The sequence below is a fragment of the Aerosakkonema funiforme FACHB-1375 genome (genome assembly GCF_014696265.1).
Taxonomy (GTDB): Bacteria; Cyanobacteriota; Cyanobacteriia; order Cyanobacteriales; family Aerosakkonemataceae; genus Aerosakkonema; species Aerosakkonema funiforme_A.
In genome coordinates this window covers 109,984-132,441 of record NZ_JACJPW010000005.1, presented here as the reverse complement: position 1 = coordinate 132,441, position 22,458 = coordinate 109,984, and the positions used below count along the sequence as shown (strand labels likewise).

The window sequence follows — 22,458 nt, the reverse complement described above, 5'->3', positions numbered from 1 at the left end:
AAGCGAATCAAGCACAAAACGCTTGGTTAAGTGCGGAACCGCTCTTGTATGCGGCTTGGAGACAGGCGACCACGAAAATTAACTTGCGATTAGGAGGACAAGTTCCTTCTTCCTTTGGGAAATTCCCAGAGTCAGAGCGAGTCGCAGCGAAAGTTCAAAATGCTAACACTAAGAACTTGGATGTTGTACCAATTTGGGAGAGCCAAGTGGAGGTTTTATCGCATTTTGAACCCCCGTCCCTTTAGGGCTGGGGTGGCTTCAGAGGCATAAATTTAACTCTTTGTTGTATTATTCCCAGGTTTGAGGGCCAATCGCTCAATGGAGGGTGGGGGAGTGGGGGAGTGGGGGAGCGGGGGAATTAATCTTTTTCCTTTTCCCTTTTCCCTCTCTATCTTCCTTTTGACTTTATAACCCCAAGTTTCGGCTATACATTTATTAATATTTCTTTAAAGAAATTAACTTTGATGTTGATGAGTTAAGTTCTACTTAAATTAAGTAATAAATTTGGGAAGTTAAATTTAAGAAATAAAGTAAAAAATATTTAACTAAATAATAAGCTTCCGTAGAAGTTTTTATAACATTAGTTATACATGGAGGATAGGATAAATTCGTTATGAGTACTATCACTCAACGCCGACCCGAAATTGATATTTTCAAACTTTGCACTTTTTCCTGGCAGCTGTACCCACAGTAGGTATTTGGTTAGCCACGGCGGCTGTGTGTTTGATGTCATTTAACCTCAATGGCTTCAACTTCAATCACTCAATTTTGGACAGCAGCGGTCGGGTAATCTATTCGGATGCCGATGTTGTCAATCGGGCTAATCTGGGTATTCAAGTAATGCACGCGCCGAACGCTCACCATTTCCCTCTGACGCTGGCAGGAGGCGAAGCAATTACCGTAATTTGAAGAAAAGTTAAGTTATTCCTGGCTGTCGTAAAAATACCGCGTTAGGCAAATAAGATTTTCTGCCAGAGCGTCCTTATAATAGGGACGTTTTTTTATACAAATTGTAAGATGAAAAGTAGATATGCCTTTTTTTGGTATCCCAGGTTTTTTCCAACGCTGGTGACGGTTGTTGGCTTGTTAGGCAGCTACATGGCGCTGCCGGGACGCCTATCTGACTCGCGGCTGCCCAGTTTTGGGATGGCACATCCAGTCAAAGCAACTAATCTGGTTTTTTCCGTACCGACACAGTATCAAGGCAAAACGGTTCGCAAAGTGGATTTAGGTACTCCAGAAAAAGTAATTGCGCTGACTTTTGATGATGGCCCCTGGCCGAAAACTACCTTGCAGGTGCTGGAAATCTTGAGGAAAAACAACATCAAGGCAACGTTTTTCTGGATCGGACGAAACCTGAAAAATTATCCCGATATTGGGCGGAGGGTAGTGCAAGACGGTCATGTCATTGGCAACCATACGTGGCATCACTGGTATTTTCATATGAATCCGGCTGTGGCTGCTGCCGAAATAGAAAATACAGCCGCCCTAATTTACAAGACGACTGGCGTCAAGACATCGCTTTTCCGTCCGCCTGGAGGCTTCCTAAACAACGGCCTAGCAGCTTACGCCCGCTCTCAAAAGTATGCGATCGTGATGTGGTCGGACGATCCGGGGGAGAACCATATCGGCAGATCTGCGCCTGTTTTAGCCAATAATGTCCTGAAAGCTGCCCGACCGGGAGAAATTATACTACTGCACGATATTCACCCCAGAACGGTGCAGGCTTTGCCAATAATTATTGCCGGACTCAAACAGCGGGGATATCGATTTGTCACGGTGCCGCAACTGTTGGCGATGCAGAAGCGGGCACAGAACCCCAAGACTGAGCCTCCAAAGGCCGCTAATTAAGAGGGAGACAGTAGGAGAGCGGGGGAGCAAAACTATCTCCCCTCTCTGTCTCTGCTGAAGTTAGAAGCGCCAAACAAGCATAAACATTTGGATAAAGCACTGATAAAAATACTGAATCTCTTATTTTTATCTCACAATTAAGTACTTAATAATATTCGTATTATAGCTGACTTTTTTATAAAAAGTATCAAAAACCACAATATATTTATAATAGCGGATAAAACAACCTACAAATTGTTTTAAAGAGAAACTAAAACGTCATTGAAGTTGTTTATTAAATAAAGTGATACTTTTTGGCCGACATCCCCCAAACTTTGTAACATAGTATTAGCGCAGAAAGAAAAGATAACTGTGCAAAGTAACGGGGAGAAAAAAGCCATGTTGGAGCAATGGAAAAATTTTGTTCCAGGAAAATGGACAGAAGAAATAGATGTCCGGGATTTTATCCAAAAAAACTACACTCCTTATGAAGGAGACGAGTCCTTTTTGCGTAGCCCCACCGAAAGAACTCACCAGCTGTGGAATCAAGTACTGGATTTAATGAAGCAAGAACGACAAAAAGGCGTGTTAGATGCCGATACAAAAGTCGTTTCAACTATAACTGCACATCAGCCCGGTTATCTTGACAAAGAGCGAGAACAAATTGTTGGTTTGCAAACAGAAAAACCGCTGAAGCGAGCAATTATGCCCTTGGGCGGTATCCGCGTGGTAAAAGCCTCCCTAGAAGCTTACGGCTACAAACTCGACCCAGAGACGGAAGAGATTTTCAGCAAATATCGCAAAACTCATAACGATGGAGTTTTCGATGCTTACACCCGTGAAATGAAACTGGCGCGGCATTCTGGAATTATCACTGGATTACCGGATGCCTACGGTCGGGGTAGGATTATCGGCGATTATCGCCGCGTAGCTTTGTACGGCGTTGACCGCTTAGTTGCGGACAAAAAAGAACAACTCAAAGAACTGGAACTCGACTCGATTGTAGAATCGGTTATTCAGTTAAGAGAAGAGATTTGCGAACAAATTCGAGCGCTGCAAGAACTCAAACAAATGGCGGCTAGCTACGGATTCGATCTTAGCAAACCCGCAGCGAATGCCAAAGAAGCCGTACAGTGGACATACTTCGCTTACCTGGGTGCCGTGAAAGAACAAAACGGTGCGGCGATGTCCTTGGGGCGAGTTGCCACGTTCTTGGATATTTATTTTGAGCGCGATTTGCAAAATGGCGATGCGACAGAAGCGCAATTGCAAGAAATTATCGACCATTTTGTGATGAAGTTACGCATGGTGCGGTTCCTGCGGACACCAGATTACAACGAACTGTTTTCGGGCGATCCAACTTGGGTAACAGAATCGATCGGCGGTATGGGTGAAGATGGGCGCACTCTCGTCACCAAGAACAGTTTCCGTTTGCTGCACACACTATATAATTTAGGCCCTGCGCCAGAACCGAATTTAACGATACTTTGGTCGGAAAGATTACCAGAAAAATTCAAACATTTCTGCACGAAAGTTTCGACCGATACCAGTTCGGTACAATACGAAAACGACGATTTGATGCGTCCGTATTACGGCGATGATTATGGAATTGCCTGCTGCGTTTCGGCGATGCGAATCGGTAAGCAGATGCAATTTTTCGGGGCACGGGCCAACCTTGCCAAAGCTTTACTGTATGCGATTAACGGTGGCAAGGATGAAAAAGCGGGAGATCGAATTGCACCTGAATTTGAACCTGTTACATCCGAATACCTGGATTACGATGAGGTGAAGGCGAAGTTCGATCGCCTGTTAGATTGGTTAGCGAAACTGTACGTTAACACCCTCAATGTCATCCACTATATGCACGACAAATACTGCTACGAACGGCTGGAATTTGCGTTGCACGATCGGGAAATTCTCCGCACTCTAGCTTGTGGCGTTGCAGGTTTGTCAGTAGTAGCAGATGCTTTCTCGGCAATGAAATATGCCAAAGTGAAAGTGCTGCGAAATGAAAGCGGTTTGGCAGTTGATTATCAAATCGAAGGCGATTTCCCGAAATACGGAAATAACGACGATCGCGTAGATAGCATTGCCGTTAACTTGGTCAAGGATTTTATGGATAAGATCCGCCAAAACAAAACTTACCGAAATGCAGTGCCAACCCAATCTGTTTTGACGATTACTTCTAACGTTGTTTACGGTAAGAAAACGGGAAATACACCCGACGGACGCAAAGCTGGGGAACCGTTTGCACCAGGGGCAAACCCAATGCACGGACGGGATACGAAAGGTGCGATCGCATCTTTAGCCTCAGTTGCCAAACTACCTTACGAACACGCCCAAGACGGCATTTCCTACACCTTCTCAATTGTGCCGAAAGCCTTGGGTAAAACAGAAGACGATCGCATCAAAAACCTGAGTGGAATATTAGATGGTTATTGCCACGATGGCGGACATCATATTAATGTAAACGTACTCGATCGCGAAACGTTGCTAGATGCCATAGACCATCCAGAAAAATATCCGCAACTCACCATTCGGGTATCGGGATACGCAGTTAACTTCATCAAATTAACTCGCGAACAACAACTCGATGTAATTAAGCGGACATTCCACGATCGCATTTAGAATATAGTAGGGTGGGCATTGCCCACCCTATTGTTTCCAGGAGTTCCATCTCTGTTCGATCGCCAAAATTTGAGGATTTTTGATGTCAACGCCAATCTCTATTTCCGAATCTTCTCAAAATCAGAATGTCGTCGGACAAATTCATTCTGTAGAAAGTTGCGGAACAGTTGATGGCCCAGGTATCCGCTTCGTTATTTTTACAAAAGGTTGTCCTCTGCGTTGTTTGTATTGCCACAATCCCGATTGTCGTCCCATGACTGATGGCAAACAAGTCACCGTCGATGAATTAATTGCAGAGATTGAAAAGTACAAATCTTATATGCGCTTTTCTGGCGGTGGCGTTACTGTCAGCGGTGGCGAACCTTTGATGCAGCCTCATTTTGTCGCGGAAATCTTCAAACGCTGCAAAAAGCTGGGTATTCACACAGCATTAGATACTTCCGGTTATGCGGATTTAGAACACGCCGCCAAACCAGTGCTTGAGTACGCTGACTTGGTGTTATTGGATATCAAATCCTTTGAACCGGAAACTTACTTTAAGGTTACCAGCGTTCCCATCGAACCTACTCTAAAATTAGCCAAATATCTGAGTGAAATTAACAAACCAACTTGGATTCGGTTTGTTTTGGTACCGAATCTCACGGATGACCCTGCTAACATTGAAGGACTTGCTAGTTTTATCTCCACGTTGGGAAATATAGAAAAGGTGGAGGTACTGCCTTTTCACAAGATGGGCGAGTACAAATGGGAACAGTTGGGTTATGATTACCAACTCAAAGATACCCAACCGCCAACAGCAGAGTTAGTGCAACGAACGGTAGATATCTTTAAAAAATACGGTCTGGCAGTCGTATCGTGAAATTTCCACATAATATCTGTGGAATTATGGAGAAATTCGTGCTAAAAAATGATGCAAAACCTGCATTGAAGAACGAAGCAAAAAGCAGGCGATCGCAATTACTCCACCCCCTAGCTTCTTCCTCGTTAACAGGGAAGGGGTACTGCATAAAAAGCTTAAATTTTGCTGAATATCATCCCTGACCTACAAATGCCTCAACAAGCGTTTTCAACTGTAAATAAATATGGAAGATAATTCCCAAATGTCGAAAAAGTAATATATACTTAGAACAGAAAGGTAGATAGGAACCTAAAAAAAGTTCAAGAAAAAGTTAATCGGATAGTTTCTCTGGGTAAAATATAAATAGATAAACAGGCAAGACGTTATCCAGAGAAACAAAGCCAGCCCAAAAAATTTCCATCCTCAACATCAATATAGCCAGAGCGTTCTGGTTGTAAACCCTATCTCGATCGCATTCAGCCAGATCCTAAAGGAATCCTCATGACAGTCACAAACATAACCGAACTGGAAGCCTTAATTGCACGAGTTAAAGCAGCGCAAGAAAAATATGCGACTTACACCCAAGAACAGGTGGATGTTATCTTCAAAAAAGCCGCACTTGCAGCCAATACCCAACGCATCCCGTTAGCCAAGATTGCGGTTACCGAAACCGGAATGGGAGTGGTAGAAGATAAAGTGATTAAAAACCACTTCGCTTCCGAAATTATCTACAACAAATATAAGCACGAAAAAACCTGCGGCGTTATCGAAGAAGATAAATCATTTGGATTCCAAAAAATTGCGGAACCAGTGGGTATTTTGGCAGGTATTGTGCCGACAACAAACCCAACTTCGACGGCGATTTTCAAAGCCCTTCTCGCCCTGAAAACCCGCAACGCGATTATCTTTTCGCCTCACCCACGGGCGAAGAAATGCACGATCGAAGCCGCGAAAATCGTCCTGAAAGCAGCAGTAGAAGCTGGTGCGCCACCAGATATCATCGGTTGGATTGACGAACCCACCGTACCGCTTTCCCAAGCTTTAATGCAACACCATGATGTGAAGCTGATTCTCGCTACAGGTGGCCCAGGAATGGTGAAAGCTGCCTATTCTTCAGGACACCCATCATTAGGCGTAGGCGCGGGAAATACCCCAGCAGTAATTGATGAAACTGCCCATATTAAAATGGCTGTATCTTCAATTTTGTTGAGTAAAACATTCGACAACGGCATGATTTGCGCCAGCGAACAATCGGTGGTGGTTGTCGATTCAGTTTACGACACGGTTAAAGAAGAATTTCTGGAAAGGGGCGCTTATTTCCTCAATCCAGAAGAACGAGAAAAAGTCGCCAGTAAAATTAGCGTCAACGGACGTTTGAATGCGGAAATCGTCGGACAATCGGTAGAAACTCTCGCGAAATTAGCTGGAATTACCGTTCCGCCAGACACCAGAGTGCTGATTGGCGAAGTCGAAGAAATCGGCCAAAACGAACCTTTTTCGTTTGAAAAACTCTCGCCGATTTTGGCAATGTATCGGGCGAAAAACTACCAAGAAGCGGTAGAAAAAGCCGATGCTTTAATTACTTTTGGCGGACACGGACATACTTCTGTATTGTATACAGCCCCATCCAATCAAGAACACATCAAATATTTTGAATCGAAGATGGAAACAGCCCGCGTGCTGATTAATACGCCATCTTCGCAAGGTGCGATCGGCGACCTCTACAACTTCCGCCTCGATCCTTCTTTGACTCTCGGTTGCGGTAGCTGGGGCGACAATTCGGTATCGGAAAATGTTGGCCCTCAACACTTGCTGAATATCAAAACCGTCACCGAACGCCGAGAAAATATGTTGTGGTTCCGCATCCCGCCCAAGGTGTATTTCAAATATGGTTGTTTGCCAGTGGCGTTGCGAGAATTAGCGGGGAAAAAACGGGCATTTATCGTTACCGATAAACCGCTATTTGACTTGGGCGTAACGGATAAAGTTACTGAAATTCTGGATGAAATCGGCATCAAACATCAAGTTTTCTTTGATGTGGAACCCGATCCATCTTTGGAAACAGTCAATAAAGGATTGCATGAAATTAAAATTTTCCAACCCGATATCATCATCGCGATCGGTGGCGGTTCGCCGATGGATGCTGCTAAAGTTATGTGGTTGATGTACGAACAACCAGATACCGAATTTGAAGGTTTGGCGATGCGGTTTATGGATATCCGCAAGCGGGTTTACGAACTGCCAAGTTTGGGTAATCAAGCCATCTTTATTGCTATTCCGACTACTTCGGGAACTGGTTCGGAAGTAACGCCTTTTGCAGTGGTGACAGATAATCGCACGGGTATTAAGTATCCTTTGGCAGATTATTCGCTAACTCCTACTATGGCGATCGTCGATCCCGAATTAGTGATGAATATGCCGAAGAAGCTGACAGCTTATGGCGGGATCGACGCACTAACTCACGCGCTGGAAGCTTATGTTTCCGTATTAGCTTCGGAGTTCACGAACGGACAAGCATTAGAAGCAATTCGCTTGCTGATGAAATATCTGCCTTCTGCTTATAAGAATGGTGCTAACGATCCGAAAGCGCGGGAAAAAGTTCACTATGCGGCGACGATGGCAGGGATGGCATTTGCTAACGCTTTCCTGGGAGTTTGTCACTCAATGGCGCACAAATTGGGTTCTACTTTCCACGTACCCCACGGTTTAGCAAATGCGTTGATGATTTCTCACGTCATTCGCTACAATGCTACCGATGTGCCGTTCAAACAAGCGATTTTCCCGCAGTACAAGTATCCAAATGCGAAATGGCGTTATGCGCGGATTGCAGATTATTTAGGTTTGGGTGGTAACACGGAAGAAGAGAAAGTTGAAAAGCTGGTGGAAGCGATCGAAAATCTGAAGAAGGAATTGGATATTCCGCTGACGATTAAGGAAGTTTTGCCGGAACAAGAAAAAGCTTTCTACGAACAAGTGGAAGAAATGGCAGACCAAGCTTTCGACGATCAATGTACTGGTGCTAATCCTCGCTATCCGTTGATTCGCGATTTGAAGGAATTGTATATTTTAGCTTACCGTGGTTGTCAAGTCGGTGCAACTTTGTATCATCAAGATGATGGAGTTGTGACGGCAAACGGTTACCGGTAAATCTGATGAACTTGATGAAAAAACGGATTTGCCTGTGCTGTTAAATGTGTAGTTTTGGATTTGGTTGATTGCGTTAAACTCTCCAATAGGTAAACAACTGTAGGGTGGGCAATGCCCACTTTTTTTTTACCGCAGATATTTACAGATAAACGCAGATAAAGATGGGGATGATTTTTGATGGAAAAAGATAGTGCGATCGCCCAGTCAGAAAAAATTTGCATCTACTGCTATTTTGATTATAAAGTGCTTTTTTATACTTGTATGCTAAGTGACGGGCAACCAAAAGGAAACAAGAAAGGTAATGTTATAATCCGGTTTATATTTGGCTAAACTACCTTTTTTTTTGGCTCCTTGGATAAGTATGCGTCGAAGAAAGACGATTTTATGGTTAACTCTTGTCCTGTTAGGGATAGTGGTGAGTATAGGTATTGCTATATTCAACGCGCAAAACCAAGAAAAGATAACTATAGCGATCGCCGTTCCCTTAACCAATGTGGGGGATGCAACGCAAGCAGCAGGCAAATCGATGCTTCAAGGTGTAGAATTATACATCAACAAAGTAAACCAAGCTGGCGGTATTCAAGGTAAACCGCTGAAGTTAGAAGTCTATGACGACCAAGCCAAGCCGGAAGTAGCGGAGAAAATAGCTGAAGAAATTGTGCGATCGAAAGCAGTCGCCGTCATCGGTCACTATTCCAGCAGCACATCCAAAGCAGCGGGAAAAATTTATCAAGCCGCCGGTATTCCAGCGATCAGCGGTTCGGCGACTGCTGATTCAGTAACCGAAGGTAATGATTGGTATTTTCGCACGGTTTTTGCTGACAGCTTTCAAGGGAGATTTATCGCTTATTACCTGAAAAAGGTGCTGGGGTATTCAAAGATTTTCCTCATCCACGGCTACGATGCTTATGGTTTAGGTTTAGGCCAAACCATTGAAGCTGAATTCCGACAATTGGGAGGAGACATAGTAGCCAAGTGGAAGTTAGAAGAAAATCAAAACAAAGCCACAGACGAGATTATTATTAAGGACTTACAAAAACTCAAAGATAGCGGTCAATCGACCGATGTGGTTGTCTTGGCGGCTAATCGCGACCAAGTGACAAACTTGATTGTGGAAATCAAAAGGCGCAATTTGGATTTTCCCTTATTTGGTGGCGATGATATCGGTGATGTGGCTATTGGTGAAAGCGTTGCTAACCTTCCTGAAGAAAAGGAAAGTCCCGGCTACTTTACAAACGGTCTTTACGCCACAGTTCCACTCATTTATGATGTTGCGGACGATCGAACTCAACAATTTAGGACAACATTTGAACAAACTTACGGAACTCCTCCTGGTTGGTCTGCCGCTTGTTACTATGATGCTATTAGTGCGCTCGTAGAAGCAATGGATCGGACTCTATTGACGAAGAAAGATTTACCGAAAAAGGCTTTTACGGGGAAAGATATCAAAACAGACCGTTACTTGGTTAAAGATGGTTTGGCTGGGATCGATAGCCCAGAAACAGCTATCCAAACAGGAACGAGAACGTTTTACTTGAATGAATACCGAAATGCTGTTGTACCTATTGCTGTAGGGCTGTTTGATAAAGGGAATCTTGTCTCCGCTTTTACTCAATTGCAAACAATAAGCAATATTAAAAAAGTTGCCGATTTTGATGAACAAATCGCGAGAGGGGATATTTTGCAAGTTGGCGATCGATATCTACGCAAGACCGACATTGTTTACGTGGGTATAGATATTAATAAAGTTAGTTATTTAGATGAAAAAACATCAAGCTATTTGGTCGATTCTTATCTGTGGTTTAGATATAAAACAGCCCTAGACGCGGATAATATTGAGTTTATTAACTATGGAATAAATCGGCTCGATTCGGGGGACAAATTAAAACTTGGCGAGCCGATAAAATCAGGGCAAGAGGCTGATGTAAAGTATAAGGTATACCGGATTAAAGCCGATTTTCATGAGGAGTTTGATTTTCACGATTACCCGTTCGACACTCAGCTTTTGTCGGTGAGATTTCGACACGCCAACCTAACGCGAGACAAGTTGATTTATGCGATAGACTTTGTAGGAATGCGCGATAAGTCCTCTACCACTAAAAAATTACCTAAACAATGGAAAGAGGAGGTTTTTAAGGAAATCAGCGCTTGGACTCCTGAAAAGGTGACCTTCTACCAAGATACCTTGGTTAATAAATCTACTTTAGGCGATCGCAGAGTTATTGATACCAACTCGGATTTAGAATATTCCCAGTTCAATACTGTCATCTCCATTAAAAGAGACTTACTCGGTTTCAGCATCAAAAATTTGCTGCCTCTCTGGTTCTTTGTGGTTGTGGCATACTTGTTATTGTTTCTTCCCTTCGAGAATCTCTCAGCTGAGGTATTGAGCGGTCTGCTGCTAGCAGTGGTATTTTACCATCTCAGCTTGCTAGAGTCCTTACCAGATGGGGTGGGTTATGTTGTTGCTCTCGACTATGCCTTTTATCTAGTTTACTTGCTACTGGGTTTAGAGCTGCTGCTAGTCATAGTGGGGCATAAAGAGCGTTTCCAAAAGGATAAAATCAAACTCGATCGATTAATTATGTTTGGAAGAATCTCTTTTCCTGCGATTATTTTGATTTTCTTTGGTACGTTTTACTCCCTGTATTTAAGGTGAACCACTAGCTCCGTACCACTGAAACTTTTTTCAAAGTTTATAACCTATCTTGCGTAAAAATTCCTGACGCGCTTTCACATCGGAGGCAGTTTCCACACCTTTGGGCGAAAATCCATCCACAACGCCCAAAATACCGCGTCCTTGGTCTGTTTCTGCGACAATTACTTGTACGGGGTTGGCTGTAGCGCAATGAATTCGGCAAACTTCTTGGCACTGTTTGATCGCGTTCAAAAAATTAATCGGGAAGGCTTCTTTTAGCAGAATAACAAATGTGTGTCCGGCGGCGATCGCTTCTGCATTCTTAGTCGCCGCTTGTTGTAAATTCCCATCATTTCCCGCTACTCTAATCAAGCATGGCCCAGATGCTTCGGAAAAGGCAATGCCAAATTTCACTTGCGGCGAACTTCCGACCATAATTTCATACAAATCTTCCACAGTTTTGATAAAATGGCTGTGACCTATGATAATATTACTTCCTTCTGGAATTTCTACTTGTACTAATTTGAGTTCCATAGTTTCCTCCTTTATCTGCGTAATAGTATGAACTGACAGTGCGCTCAAATTGTCAGTTTAGTAATAAAAATTAATCCGCAGTTAAATTAGCCTTTATTGATTCTAAAAGAATACCCAATATTTTATCTATTTCCTTAACATAATACTCAATTTTATCGATAAATAAAGTTCGATCTTCTAATTTTAAAAATTTCCAAACAGTTCCAGTTGTGACCGTTCCGTAAATAGTTTTAATCTCATTATTTGCCCGTTGGTTAAATAACTGCGCTCCTACCATACTCGCTACGCATTGGCCTAAACCACCAGTGATATTTTCATTTTTTGCCTCAGCAATAGTAATCACTGGAGCCGTAATGAAATATTGTTCTGGAGAACAACTAATAATAAAATCGCAATAACCGTTAAGTCCCAATTTTTCATCGACATTAAAATCAGTCCCGGAGAATAAACTAACTCGGTAATTTAATTGTCGTCTGACATCTGCTAATACTTGAGAAATCAGTAATTCTGAGCGAGCTTTTTCCGTATTAATTGCTGTAGCTAAAGGAATATACTCTTGTAAAATTATTCTTAAAATATCGGATGGTTCAACAGCATCAACTTCGCTAAACAGGTTTTGATTTTCTTCTATAGTTAAATCAAAGGTTTGTTTGACATTAGCTAAACTAAAATTACTGTATGCCATATTTTGATAAAAAGGTGGGCGATGCCCACCCTACTTTTTACAACTCAAAAATTGCTTTCACCATCGGTTCGCCGATAATGCGCTCCAGCCGGAAACCCAACTTTTCAGAAATGCGCTGCATCGCCATATTATTGCTGAGAATATCAGCAGTAATGCGATCCAATTTTTCATCGCGAGCAATTTGCACTAAGCGGCGCAGCAACTCAGTGCCCAAACCTTGACGTTGGAAGCGATCGCTCACTAACATAGAGAACTCAGCCTCAGACGTACCGTGCAATTTGCTTAACCTACCGATACCGATAATCTGCGCTTGTCCGGTTTCGGGATTGACGTACTCGGTCACTAACGCCATTTCGCGATCGTAATCAATAAAGCACAGACGCGACAACCGTTCGTGTGCAGTCCGCTGACTTAGTTTTACCAAATGTGCGTACCGCAAATAAACAGTTTCTTCCGATAGCGTTTGATGGAACTTAACCGATAACGGTTCATCTTCCGGACGAATGGGGCGGATAGTGACTTCCGCGCCATTTTTCATCTGCCAAGATGCGACATATTGCGTCGGATAAGGACGAATGGCAGGTTTCGGTAACTCCGAAGCGCTGATATTCGGTTCGTGCAATACCACACGCGCATCTAGCGCAATTAATCTTTGCGGGGAAGCGAGTAACGGATTGATATCAATTTCCTTGATCCAAGGCTGTTCGACAACTAGCTGGCTGAATTGCACTAACAGCTGTTCGAGTGCGGCAATATTCACAGGGTCGCGTCCGCGCACACCTTTAAGAGCGGTGTAAATTTTGGTTTGTTCCATCATTCGCCGCGCTAGAGTACTGTTAAGCGGCGGTAGTGCGAGCGCTCGGTCTTTAAATACTTCTACCAGTTGTCCGCCAGTACCGAATAACAGCACTGGGCCAAATTGGGGATCGACACTGCTACCCAGGATAATTTCGTAGCCTTCCAGTTTCAGCATTGGCTGAACTGTGACGCCTAAGAAATGTTCTTCACCAACCTTTTCCGCGACAGAATGTTTGATACCGTTATAGGCACCTGTGACTGCGATCGCATCTTGTAACAACAAGCGCACACCGCCGACATCTGTTTTATGGGTGATGGTTTCGGAATAAAGTTTGAGAACAACCGGATAGCCAATTTTTTCTGCTAACTCGACAGCTTCTTCTGGAGTCTTGGCTATTTTGGTTTCTACGGTGGGGATACCGTAGGCGCTCAAAAGTTGTTTCGATTCGTACTCAGTTAGAATTGTGCGACCGGCAGAGCGTGCCATTCTAATAATTGTTTCTGCCAAAACGCGATCGCACGCCTCGTCTCCACAATTGTCCGGCAGCAGTGGAGTTTCGTAAATACCGCGCAAGTTATAACTGTAGCGCCACATCAAATTAAATACATGAGCTGCTGTATCCGGATAGGGAAAAGTAAAGATACTAGCGCGGTTGAGAATTTCCTCCCCAGGCGCAACTTCTGCACCTCCCATCCAGCTAGCCAGCACAGGTTTGCTTTGTACAGACTTGGACTTTAACTTTTCTGCTTCCAAAGTCTTGACAAGTTGTTCCGCAGTCTGGGTAGGATCGCTCATCGCTTGTGGAGTCAGGATTGCGAGCAAACCATCGCTGTTGGGATCTTTAGCCACAATTTCCAGCGTTTTGGCGTATCGCTCTGGTTCCGCATCTCCTAGAATGTCGATCGGGTTGTGCGTACTCGCCGCCGGTGGCAGAATTGCTTTCAGCTTTTCGACTGTATCTGGCGATAATTCTGCCAATTCTCCGCCTTCGGTAATTAAGGCGTCGGTCGCCAGTACGCCTGGGCCACCCGCGTTGGTGACAATGGTGAGGCGTTTTCCTTTGGGACGGGGTTGCTTTGCCAGCACCTCTGCCATATTGAACAAGTCATCGATACTGTTTACTCGCAACACGCCTGTGCGTCGGAATGCGGCATTGAGTACTTCATCGCTACCGGTCAGCGAACCGGTGTGAGAAGCTGCTGCTTTTGCTGCTGCCTCCGTTTGTCCGACTTTAATGACAATAATCGGTTTGGTGAGGGCAACTTCTCGTGCAGCAGAAAGGAACGATCGCGCATCCCCGATCGACTCCATATATATAACGATACTTTCCGTGCGGGGGTCGTCTCCCAAATAGTAAATCAAGTCGCCCCAACCCACATCCAGCATAGAACCAATGGAAACAAAGGCGCTGAAACCGACATTTTCGCGGAAACTCCAATCTAAAATTGCTGTGCAGAGTGCGCCGCTTTGACTGATGAAGCCGACATTGCCGGGACGCGCCATTGCGCTAGCAAATGTGGCGTTCAGTCCCGATATCGGACTCATGACGCCCAGGCAGTTCGGGCCAATTAGTCTCATTCTGCCGCGACGCGCTTGTTCTAGCACTTGTCGCTCTAATTCGATTCCCGATGGGCCTGCTTCTTTGAAACCGGCGGAGATAATAATTGCTCCTTTCACACCGGCATCGACGCATTCGCTAATTACTCCCGGCACTGTTGAGGCGGGTGTGACCACAACGGCGAGGTCTACTTGTTCGGGTACGGCGGCGATGTTGGCGTAAGCTTTAATTCCCAATACGCTGGGGCGTTTGGGGTTAACTGGAAAAACTGTACCGCCGAAGGGATTGCTAATTAAGTTCCACAGGATGGTGCGTCCGACGCTGCCTGCTTTTTCGGTTGCGCCAATGACAGCAACGTTTTTTGGTGCAAAGATGGCATCAAGGGGTTGATATTCGTAACGCAGTACGTCATGGGCGGGATCGGTGGTTTGTTTAATTGGCGTTGGCGTTTGCATCGCTCGCTCCTGTCAATCTATCTATTTAATTAATGGCTATTTCAGTTACAGGTTAGCGAAATTGCTCGATCGCTGTCCGTTGACTACGATACCTGTTGTCCCAGAAATTAGCTCAATTTGTTTGTGCAGCTAAATAAACACTCAACCGCTTGTAGTGCAGCAAATTGATGCTATTCGGAGTTTTTCTCAGCAAGAAACCCGGTTTTTCTAAAAAACCGGGTTTCTCGAAGGTTTTTTAGAAAAACCTGGCTTCTCGCGGTTGAGTGCGATCGCAATTTTAATTCAGCTAACTACTAGATCGGCTGTATCGTAACTTTTTATTTGTAATTCTGATAATTCCTCTACTTGTGCTTGGGAATTTTTGTGTATTAGATTACTGTTTTCTACTGCATTTTGGTAGATATCGCATTTTTTCATAAATTGGGGTATGCCTAAATGGCAACCTTTCCACCCACCTTGCACCGATACGCCCAGCATTTCGCAAGAACCACCCCGCCTTCCCAGCGGTTTGTAATATTGACAATATTTACATACTGAAACTGGAGTAGTTAAGGTTTTCATAAGATCGTTTCCCTTTCAAACCATTTCCACGGCGAAATCGGTCTTCCTTTAATTAAGTATGCGGCAAAATTTTACAACTCTGCGTAAATTTTAGTATTTGCAATCAAAACATTGCAAATCATTACAAAACGTCATAAAGACAATTTACACAAGCGTTAGTGTCAACTTTACTTATGTTAAACAAGCACAACATTAACTGAAATAACCTGTATTTTGTGATCTGTGACACAGCAAAAGCAGATGCGCTCGCTTAGAGATTTATATTAAATCTGCAATTATATTTTGTGGAGGTTTGACGTTAGCGATCGCGTTAAAGTTCCCGGAGGCAGGTTTTAGGGACAGCTAAGGTGCGATCGGCTGATATAATTATGCCAAATGAAAAGAGAAAATTAAGAATTTGCCATAAGTAGGTAAAACCTGGTAATAAACCTCACAAGTAATTGTCTAGAATTACCAGCGACGTACTGATAACCAGCGACACCAGTAGTAAAAACGCAATTACCAATACCATCGAAAAAGATAAAAAGCGCTTGCGAAGAAAGTGCTTGATGCCGTTTGCCGATTTCGCTTCCACCTGCCAAACAGGCTCCTGCGATCGCACTTCACCAACCTTAATGCTATTTTTTCCCAACCAGAAGCTCTCCCACTAACACCGCAAGAGGTAATTTCCGCTATTTACTCGTTTGAACCTTCATTAGTTTGTCGCTCTAAAATCAAATCCATTGCCCTGGCGATAATAGCTTCCCGCTCTACTAATTCTGCTAATTCTTCAGCTTCATAGCTACCTTCAAATGCTTCCAAAGCGGCTCGTTCCAATGCTAAATCATAGGCATCGCGTAAGGTTTCTAATAGTTCCTCTTGATTCATATAGGTTCCTTTCGCTTTTTCCCTCTGATTGGTGCGTTGAATTTGCTTGACCGAATTGCGTATAGAAAGATTCCATGATTTAGTAGTACGTTTTTCTGCGACTTGTTTAATTAAATGCAGCAGTAGAATAATGCCATAGCTAAAGATTTTGTTGAGTTTATCGGATTTACTCATTTCCTCTAATTCTTCTACCAGTATTAGTGCTTCAGCAACTTTGCCTTGATGGAGCAATTCTTTGAGTGCGATTAATTCTTCCATAAATCCTTATTTTTCAGTTTCGCGATATTATCATTCTGCCAACAGAAGAGGGACGACTGCATTTCATCGTCCCAAAGCAGAAAGAAAGCTATTATTCAGCCTTTTTCTCGAACTTAAGAGCGGCAGAATTCATGCAGTAGCGCAGACCTGTCGGACGGGGGCCATCGTTAAATACGTGGCCCAGGTGAGCGTCACAGGCAGCGCAAAGCACTTCTGTGCGACGCATGAACAAGCTGTTATCTTCTTCAACAGCTATGTTATCTTGTGCGATCGGAGCCCAAAAACTAGGCCAACCCGTTCCAGAATCGTATTTGGTTTCTGAGTTAAACAAGTCATTACCGCAACAAACACATTTGTAAATTCCTTTTTCTTTGTTGTTGTAATATTCGCCCGTAAATGCTCTTTCCGTTCCCTTCTTTCTGGTGACTTTGAACTGTTCGGGCGTTAGCTGCTGTTTCCATTCTGACTCAGACTTTTGTACCTTGTTAATCATGCTCCGAGACTCATTTTTGATATGTTTGTATGGGATTTTAGCGGATCGAAGCAAAGGTGTATCCCTTCGCTAATCCAACCCACAGTTAGATTGTAAGTGTCGCACCATACTTGTGGGGGTGCGGATTACCGGAATCCGATACATACTACGCAAAGCTATAAGCGATCGCCAACTTTTTACCTCTCCATCCAGCACAATCCCAACATTCAAACGTTTTAAACATAAGAGCATATTATATTGATACCGCAGCCAAACCTATGGCTCGAATCACGATTAACTCAAGGATATTTATGATTGCGATCGTTAAACTTTCCCATCTCTTTCATAATTTTAGCAAAAACAGCGACATCAATTTCATTCTCGGATTTTTTAATGCCAAAGCTAAGCATGGCTCATCCCTAGATGAAAGCTGGATATAAAATGTTACAATTCGTTGACAAACTTTGTCGGGCGCGTAATAGCTCACAACGCCAATCGCTGGCAATTACCCAACACAAATTTAACCAGCACTCACTGGGATCGGCGAATGTTTTTAAACTTCTAAAAATTTCCTAAAAATATTTTCTCACCCAAATCGTTTCAAATTGCCTTGTATATTCAGAAGCGCGTCCTTTTTTAGCCCCTAAAGTTAATGGGAGCGTCGCCTTAATATATTTAAGGGTAGAGCAAGCTTTAGTTCTATTTGACCTCAGCCACAGCAGAGCTACTTAATCCCACAAAAGTGCCTATTTCCTGAATCTGTACTTATTCCGCAAATAAACCGTATCGTGCGTAACAGCTTTTGGAAATTTCTGGCCTACGAAGTTTAGATAGCACAACAGTAACTAACATGAAACGAGTAGCAATTAATGGATTTGGACGGATCGGACGGGCTTTTATGCGGATAGCGCATGAAAACCCAGATATTGAAGTCGTCGCCGTCAACGACGTGGCATTAAAAACCGATTTAGCAGCATATTTGTTGCTATATGACTCCATATACGGTCGTTTCCCCGGTGAGGAAGTAACTCCCACAGAAAAAGGTCTTAAAGTTGCCGATCGCGAAATCCCCCTTTTGGCAGAAAAAGACCCCGCCGCCCTTCCCTGGAAAGATATGGGAATTGATGTGGTAATTGAATCTACCGGCGTTTTTCGCAGCGCCGAAAAAGCTGGTTTGCATTTGCAAGCTGGTGCCAAAAAAGTGATTATCAGTGCGCCCGCTAAAGGTTCATCAGTTCCTACCTTTGTTTATGGCGTCAATCACGAAAAATACGACAAAGAAAGAGATAACGTCATCTCAGCCGCTTCCTGTACCACCAACTGCTTATCGCCAATTGCCAAAATTCTCAACGATGAATTCGGCATCGAAAAAGGTTGGATGACTACCGTACACGCCTACACCGCCGATCAGCGTTTAGTTGATATGGGACACCCAGAAGAATGGGCACGCGGACGCGGTGCAGCTCAAAATATTGTCCCGACAACTACGGGTGCTGCTGTAGCTGTTGGCTTAGTTTTACCCGAACTGAAAGGACGTTTTGATGGGATCGCCTTGCGCGTACCCACCCCCACAGGTTCTGTCACCGACTTAAATGCGATATTGCAAAAATCGGTAACGAAAGAGGAAATTAACGACGCCTTCCGCAAGTATGCTTCTGGTTCGATGAAACCAATTCTCAAAGTGAGCGATTTGCCTTTGGTTTCTAGCGACTGTGTGGGCGATCCTCACTCGGCAATTGTGAATCTCAAATCTACAAGTGTACTTGATGGCAACTTTGTCAAAGTTCTCGCTTATTACGATAACGAGTGGGGCTATTCCAACCGACTGGTGGATTTAACTTTGTACATTTAGCCATTTCTTTCTAGCTTGGGTTTCATGTTTCAACCCAACCTACGAAATTACTTATAAACCCGGTTTCTCCAAGAAACCGGGTTTATGGATATTTGCTGCTATATTGGATTTTAATCCCATTGACAAGCAAAAAATTATGAAATTAAGCATTATTCGCACTACTCTACTTGTGAGTGCTATTTTGTCCGCCAATGCTGCGATCGCACTCAACCCAGAGCCCATAAATAAATGCAATAGCTATTCCTTAGCCTGTCGAAACACGCTTATATCCAGGTTAAGTAGCGAGCAGTTGAACCCCTTTCTGCGACTAATTCAATCGGGAACAGACGATCGAGAAGCCAAAAATTATAACCAAGCAATACAAACATTTCAAGCTGCTTTGCAACTAGCACAACGGCTTAATTACGCCGATGGTCAATGGTTGGCTAGATATAACATGGCACAGACCTATCTAGAATCAGATAATTTTCCGAAAGCACTCGAACTTCACCAACAAAATTTAGCGTTTTTCCTGCAACGGCAAGAAGATTTCGACGATAAAACTAAAGCTCCTTACACCTTAATTTATATAAGCGATATCTACACCGCCCAGAAAAACTATGCAAAAGCAATAGAATCTCTCAATCAAGCTATCGCCTTTATAGAAAAGGTAAATCTATCTCCTTATTCCGATAGCAAAGCCAGAGTTTTACAACAATTGGGAATGAATTATTTCCTCGCTGGCAATATGCCCGCCGCCGACACCAATTTAGCAGCATCGCTAGCAGCTTACCAAAATATACGCAAGCAGAGAGTAGGCGAACAGTTGGCTCAGCAAGTTGATTACTCTTACGAAATCGAAGTAAATCGCTGGCGGCAGCAAGTTTTAGTAGCCCAAAACCGATTTAACGAAGCATTGGAATTAGCAGAACAAAATCGCGCCCGCGCTTTTGTGGGGCTTTTAGCGTCTCGCCTAAATTCTACCTCTGAATTTCCCGCAACAGATGATGCACCTAACATTGAGCAAATCAAGCAAATCGCCAAAGCAGAAAATGCGACTTTAGTCACTTATAGTGTGATTTACGATTTCAATCCGCAGGGAGCTTTTTGGGCAGAAAATTATCAAAAATTTCGGGCGACAAAACTGCTAATTTGGGTTATTAAACCTACAGGTGAAGTGGCATTTCGACGCAGCAATATAGTCAGCGGCAATGCTTCTTTGCAGGAAATTGTCCGTCAAGCGCGAGCATCGATCGGTGCCAGGGGAATCGGAATTTCAGTCACAGCGGCAAGAGTTGTTAATAATAACAGACCAAATAACGCACAAACAGCCGAACTGAAGCAACTTCATCAACTCCTCATCCAACCGATCGCCAATTTGCTGCCAACTAATCCAAGCAATCGCATAATTTTTATCCCGCAAGACTTTCTGTTTTTAGTTCCTTTTCCAGCACTGCAAGACAGCGCGGGTAAATACTTAATCGAGAAACATACTATCCTTACATCGCCATCAATTCAAGTATTACAACTGACGCGATCGCAACAACAACGCATTCAGCAAGAAGCCAAAGGAATATTGATTGTTGGCAATCCTACAATGCCGAGTATTAGGGTTAGTCCCAACCAACCGCCCCAGCAGTTACCCAGCTTACCGGGAGCGGAAAAAGAAGCGATCGCGATCGCCAAAATGTTCGCTACCCAACCTTTATTAGGCGCAAACGCTACCAAAGCTACCGTGTTGGAATCCCTGTCAAAAGCGCGAATTGTTCACCTAGCAACCCACGGATTATTAGATGACATTGGCGGCTTTTTCAGTTCCCTCGCCTTAGCACCGACAGATCGAGATAACGGCTTTCTGACAGCGCGAGAAATTATCAGTTTGAAATTAAGTGCCGAACTCGTAGTTTTGAGTGCTTGCGACACTGGGAGAGGACAAATTTCCGGCGATGGAGTTGTCGGACTTTCTCGTTCTTTAATTGGTGCAGGCGTACCCAGCGTCATAGTTTCTTTGTGGTCTGTTCCCGATGCTCCTACCGCTAGTTTGATGACAGCATTCTATCAGAATCTTAAATCCGGTTCTGATAAAGCGCAAGCACTGCGATCGGCAATGCTGAAAACAATGAAAGATTACCCAAATCCGATTAATTGGGCAGCATTTACCCTCATCGGTGCAGCTAATTCTTCTGGAACTCTGCAAGCAGTAACGGGTGGAGTTTCTGTTGCTAATAACAGCAATACCAACAGCACTCAAGCAGCAGTCCGCTACTACACAGTTTTCCCAGTTCCAGATAACGTTACCGACTACCGCGAGTCGCCTTCATTGCGAGTACCGGGAGAAGTCGATATATTTTTCCATAGCACTCTCAGCTTTGAACAACTAATCGATTTTTATCGCCAAGCTTACCGCCAAAGAGGTTTAACTGAAAATACTGGCAATACCAGACTAACCAAAGATAGCGCTCAGCTAGTCTTTTTTGGTTCCCCAAATGGCAAACGAATCATCATTCAAGCTAGCGAAGATTATTTGGGGCGCGGTTTTCGCAGTGTCAGCGTTCGTTTTGAATAGCGTGCAGGGATAATCCTCGCTACCCTAATTTGTGGTTATAAATCCACTCTGTATCCTGATGTGATTCTTTCACTTCACAAAGGGGCTTCAGTGCATCAAAATATCCCTGCTTCCACAATTGCGCGATCGCATTTTCCATCGCACTTCGCGTTAACTCAGGTATTACAATCAACCCTGGTGGAGCCAAAAAAGGAGAACCCAACTCCTCTTCTTCCTCTAAATCTTGCTGCAAACGGATCGGATCGATGAAATAGACTGAATAGGTTTTGCCATCTTCAAATTGGACAATCCCATCGCTTCTACATCCTTTCATCAGCGTTTCTACTTCATCTCTTTCGTCCCAACCATATTTAAATGTTAGTTTAGGGGCGGTTTCCATATCACTGTTCCTCCAGAACGGCTTGGATTTTTCTTAACTCATCAAGGTATTGTTTGTAGGTGAGTAAATTAGCCTCTCTAGGCACAATCTCGTAATGACCGCGATCGCGTCCTCTTTGCACGCATTTTAAGGTATCGGGTAAGAACACGATTTTATAGGCTCCTCCAAAACTCCTAACACGATCGGCATCTTGATGGATCGATATTCCATGTGTTGGCTTAACATAATTCGTTTCCGGGTCTATTCTAACTTCGTTGGGTTTAGCCTCAAAATTACTACCCCCTCTATAAAAGGTAGGCGTTCCTTCATTTACCATATCAATGCTTTTATCTGCTTCCATGAGCCTACCATGCTGTAGGCGATCGCTACTTCTCCCTTTCCCCAACCCGAAAATGGACATTTTGTATAGCAT

Annotated in this window: 19 protein-coding genes and 1 pseudogene; 9 read left to right on the top strand and 11 right to left on the bottom strand. The window is 43.7% G+C overall.

The genetic code is table 11. The features are described from left to right. The 6 genes and pseudogenes from H6G03_RS37495 to adhE form a co-directional block, all read left to right on the top strand. Positions 1 to 245: hypothetical protein (locus H6G03_RS37495; RefSeq protein ID WP_206756604.1), on the top strand; the 245-nt coding region annotated here is incomplete at its 5' end. Positions 246 to 654: 409 nt separating this feature from the next. Then, positions 655 to 909, top strand: a pseudogene (locus tag H6G03_RS03410) (Photosystem Q(B) protein 1); the annotation flags it as partial. A 108-nt stretch (positions 910 to 1,017) separates the two neighbouring features. Next, complete coding sequence (locus H6G03_RS03405; RefSeq protein ID WP_190462079.1) at positions 1,018 to 1,851, top strand: polysaccharide deacetylase family protein; 834 nt, start codon at positions 1,018 to 1,020, stop codon at positions 1,849 to 1,851. A gap of 378 nt (positions 1,852 to 2,229) precedes the next feature. Beyond that, positions 2,230 to 4,458: a formate C-acetyltransferase gene (gene pflB / locus H6G03_RS03400; protein ID WP_190462103.1), complete on the top strand. Its 2,229-nt coding sequence runs from the start codon at positions 2,230 to 2,232 to the stop codon at positions 4,456 to 4,458. Positions 4,459 to 4,540: 82 nt separating this feature from the next. After that, positions 4,541 to 5,317, top strand: coding sequence for a pyruvate formate-lyase-activating protein (pflA, locus tag H6G03_RS03395; protein WP_190462077.1), 777 nt, complete (start codon positions 4,541 to 4,543; stop codon positions 5,315 to 5,317). A 480-nt stretch (positions 5,318 to 5,797) separates the two neighbouring features. Continuing rightward, positions 5,798 to 8,443, top strand: a complete 2,646-nt coding sequence (gene adhE / locus H6G03_RS03390; protein WP_199315111.1) for a bifunctional acetaldehyde-CoA/alcohol dehydrogenase — start codon at positions 5,798 to 5,800, stop codon at positions 8,441 to 8,443. Here adhE and H6G03_RS03385 read toward each other — a convergent pair. Beyond that, positions 8,434 to 8,664: a hypothetical protein gene (locus H6G03_RS03385; protein WP_190462075.1), complete on the bottom strand. Its 231-nt coding sequence runs from the start codon at positions 8,662 to 8,664 to the stop codon at positions 8,434 to 8,436. The genes adhE and H6G03_RS03385 overlap by 10 nt on opposite strands. A gap of 140 nt (positions 8,665 to 8,804) precedes the next feature. Between H6G03_RS03385 and H6G03_RS03380 the strand changes: the two genes are divergently transcribed. Continuing rightward, on the top strand, positions 8,805 to 11,102 hold the full coding sequence (locus H6G03_RS03380; protein WP_190462073.1) for an ABC transporter substrate-binding protein: 2,298 nt from the start codon (positions 8,805 to 8,807) through the stop codon (positions 11,100 to 11,102). Between the two features lie 30 nt (positions 11,103 to 11,132). Here H6G03_RS03380 and H6G03_RS03375 read toward each other — a convergent pair whose 3' ends face one another. The 8 genes from H6G03_RS03375 to H6G03_RS03340 all read right to left on the bottom strand — a co-directional run bounded on the left by H6G03_RS03375 (position 11,133) and on the right by H6G03_RS03340 (position 17,522). Next, positions 11,133 to 11,615, bottom strand: coding sequence for an adenosine-specific kinase (locus H6G03_RS03375; RefSeq protein ID WP_190462071.1), 483 nt, complete (start codon positions 11,613 to 11,615; stop codon positions 11,133 to 11,135). 70 nt (positions 11,616 to 11,685) lie between these two features. After that, positions 11,686 to 12,300: a hypothetical protein gene (locus tag H6G03_RS03370; RefSeq protein ID WP_190462069.1), complete on the bottom strand. Its 615-nt coding sequence runs from the start codon at positions 12,298 to 12,300 to the stop codon at positions 11,686 to 11,688. Between the two features lie 37 nt (positions 12,301 to 12,337). Further along, positions 12,338 to 15,112: a bifunctional acetate--CoA ligase family protein/GNAT family N-acetyltransferase gene (locus H6G03_RS03365; RefSeq protein WP_190462067.1), complete on the bottom strand. Its 2,775-nt coding sequence runs from the start codon at positions 15,110 to 15,112 to the stop codon at positions 12,338 to 12,340. A gap of 282 nt (positions 15,113 to 15,394) precedes the next feature. After that, positions 15,395 to 15,673, bottom strand: a complete 279-nt coding sequence (locus H6G03_RS03360; RefSeq protein ID WP_190462065.1) for a hypothetical protein — start codon at positions 15,671 to 15,673, stop codon at positions 15,395 to 15,397. Positions 15,674 to 16,103: 430 nt separating this feature from the next. Continuing rightward, positions 16,104 to 16,304, bottom strand: coding sequence for a hypothetical protein (locus tag H6G03_RS03355; RefSeq protein ID WP_190462063.1), 201 nt, complete (start codon positions 16,302 to 16,304; stop codon positions 16,104 to 16,106). 44 nt (positions 16,305 to 16,348) lie between these two features. Further along, positions 16,349 to 16,798, bottom strand: coding sequence for a DUF29 family protein (locus H6G03_RS03350; RefSeq protein ID WP_190462061.1), 450 nt, complete (start codon positions 16,796 to 16,798; stop codon positions 16,349 to 16,351). Between the two features lie 91 nt (positions 16,799 to 16,889). Beyond that, positions 16,890 to 17,291 (bottom strand): peptide-methionine (R)-S-oxide reductase MsrB, encoded by a 402-nt coding sequence (gene msrB / locus H6G03_RS03345; RefSeq protein WP_190462059.1) that lies wholly within the window; start codon positions 17,289 to 17,291, stop codon positions 16,890 to 16,892. A gap of 69 nt (positions 17,292 to 17,360) precedes the next feature. Further along, the gene (locus H6G03_RS03340) at positions 17,361 to 17,522 is read right to left on the bottom strand and encodes a hypothetical protein (protein WP_190462057.1); all 162 of its coding nucleotides are present in this window, start codon (positions 17,520 to 17,522) and stop codon (positions 17,361 to 17,363) included. Positions 17,523 to 18,120: 598 nt separating this feature from the next. On the opposite strand from H6G03_RS03340, the gene gap reads away from it, so the two are divergent. Further along, a complete protein-coding gene (gap, locus tag H6G03_RS03330) occupies positions 18,121 to 19,122 on the top strand; it encodes a type I glyceraldehyde-3-phosphate dehydrogenase (RefSeq protein ID WP_190462053.1) in 1,002 nt (333 codons plus the stop codon). Positions 19,123 to 19,258: 136 nt separating this feature from the next. Next, entirely contained in the window at positions 19,259 to 21,667 is a 2,409-nt protein-coding gene (locus tag H6G03_RS03325) for a CHAT domain-containing protein (protein ID WP_190462052.1), read from the top strand. Between the two features lie 19 nt (positions 21,668 to 21,686). Here the strand turns inward: H6G03_RS03325 and H6G03_RS03320 are convergent, their stop codons facing one another. Next, positions 21,687 to 22,046: a hypothetical protein gene (locus H6G03_RS03320; protein WP_190462050.1), complete on the bottom strand. Its 360-nt coding sequence runs from the start codon at positions 22,044 to 22,046 to the stop codon at positions 21,687 to 21,689. Position 22,047: 1 nt separating this feature from the next. Continuing rightward, positions 22,048 to 22,446: a hypothetical protein gene (locus tag H6G03_RS03315; protein WP_242056835.1), complete on the bottom strand. Its 399-nt coding sequence runs from the start codon at positions 22,444 to 22,446 to the stop codon at positions 22,048 to 22,050. Positions 22,447 to 22,458: the final 12 nt, after the last annotated feature.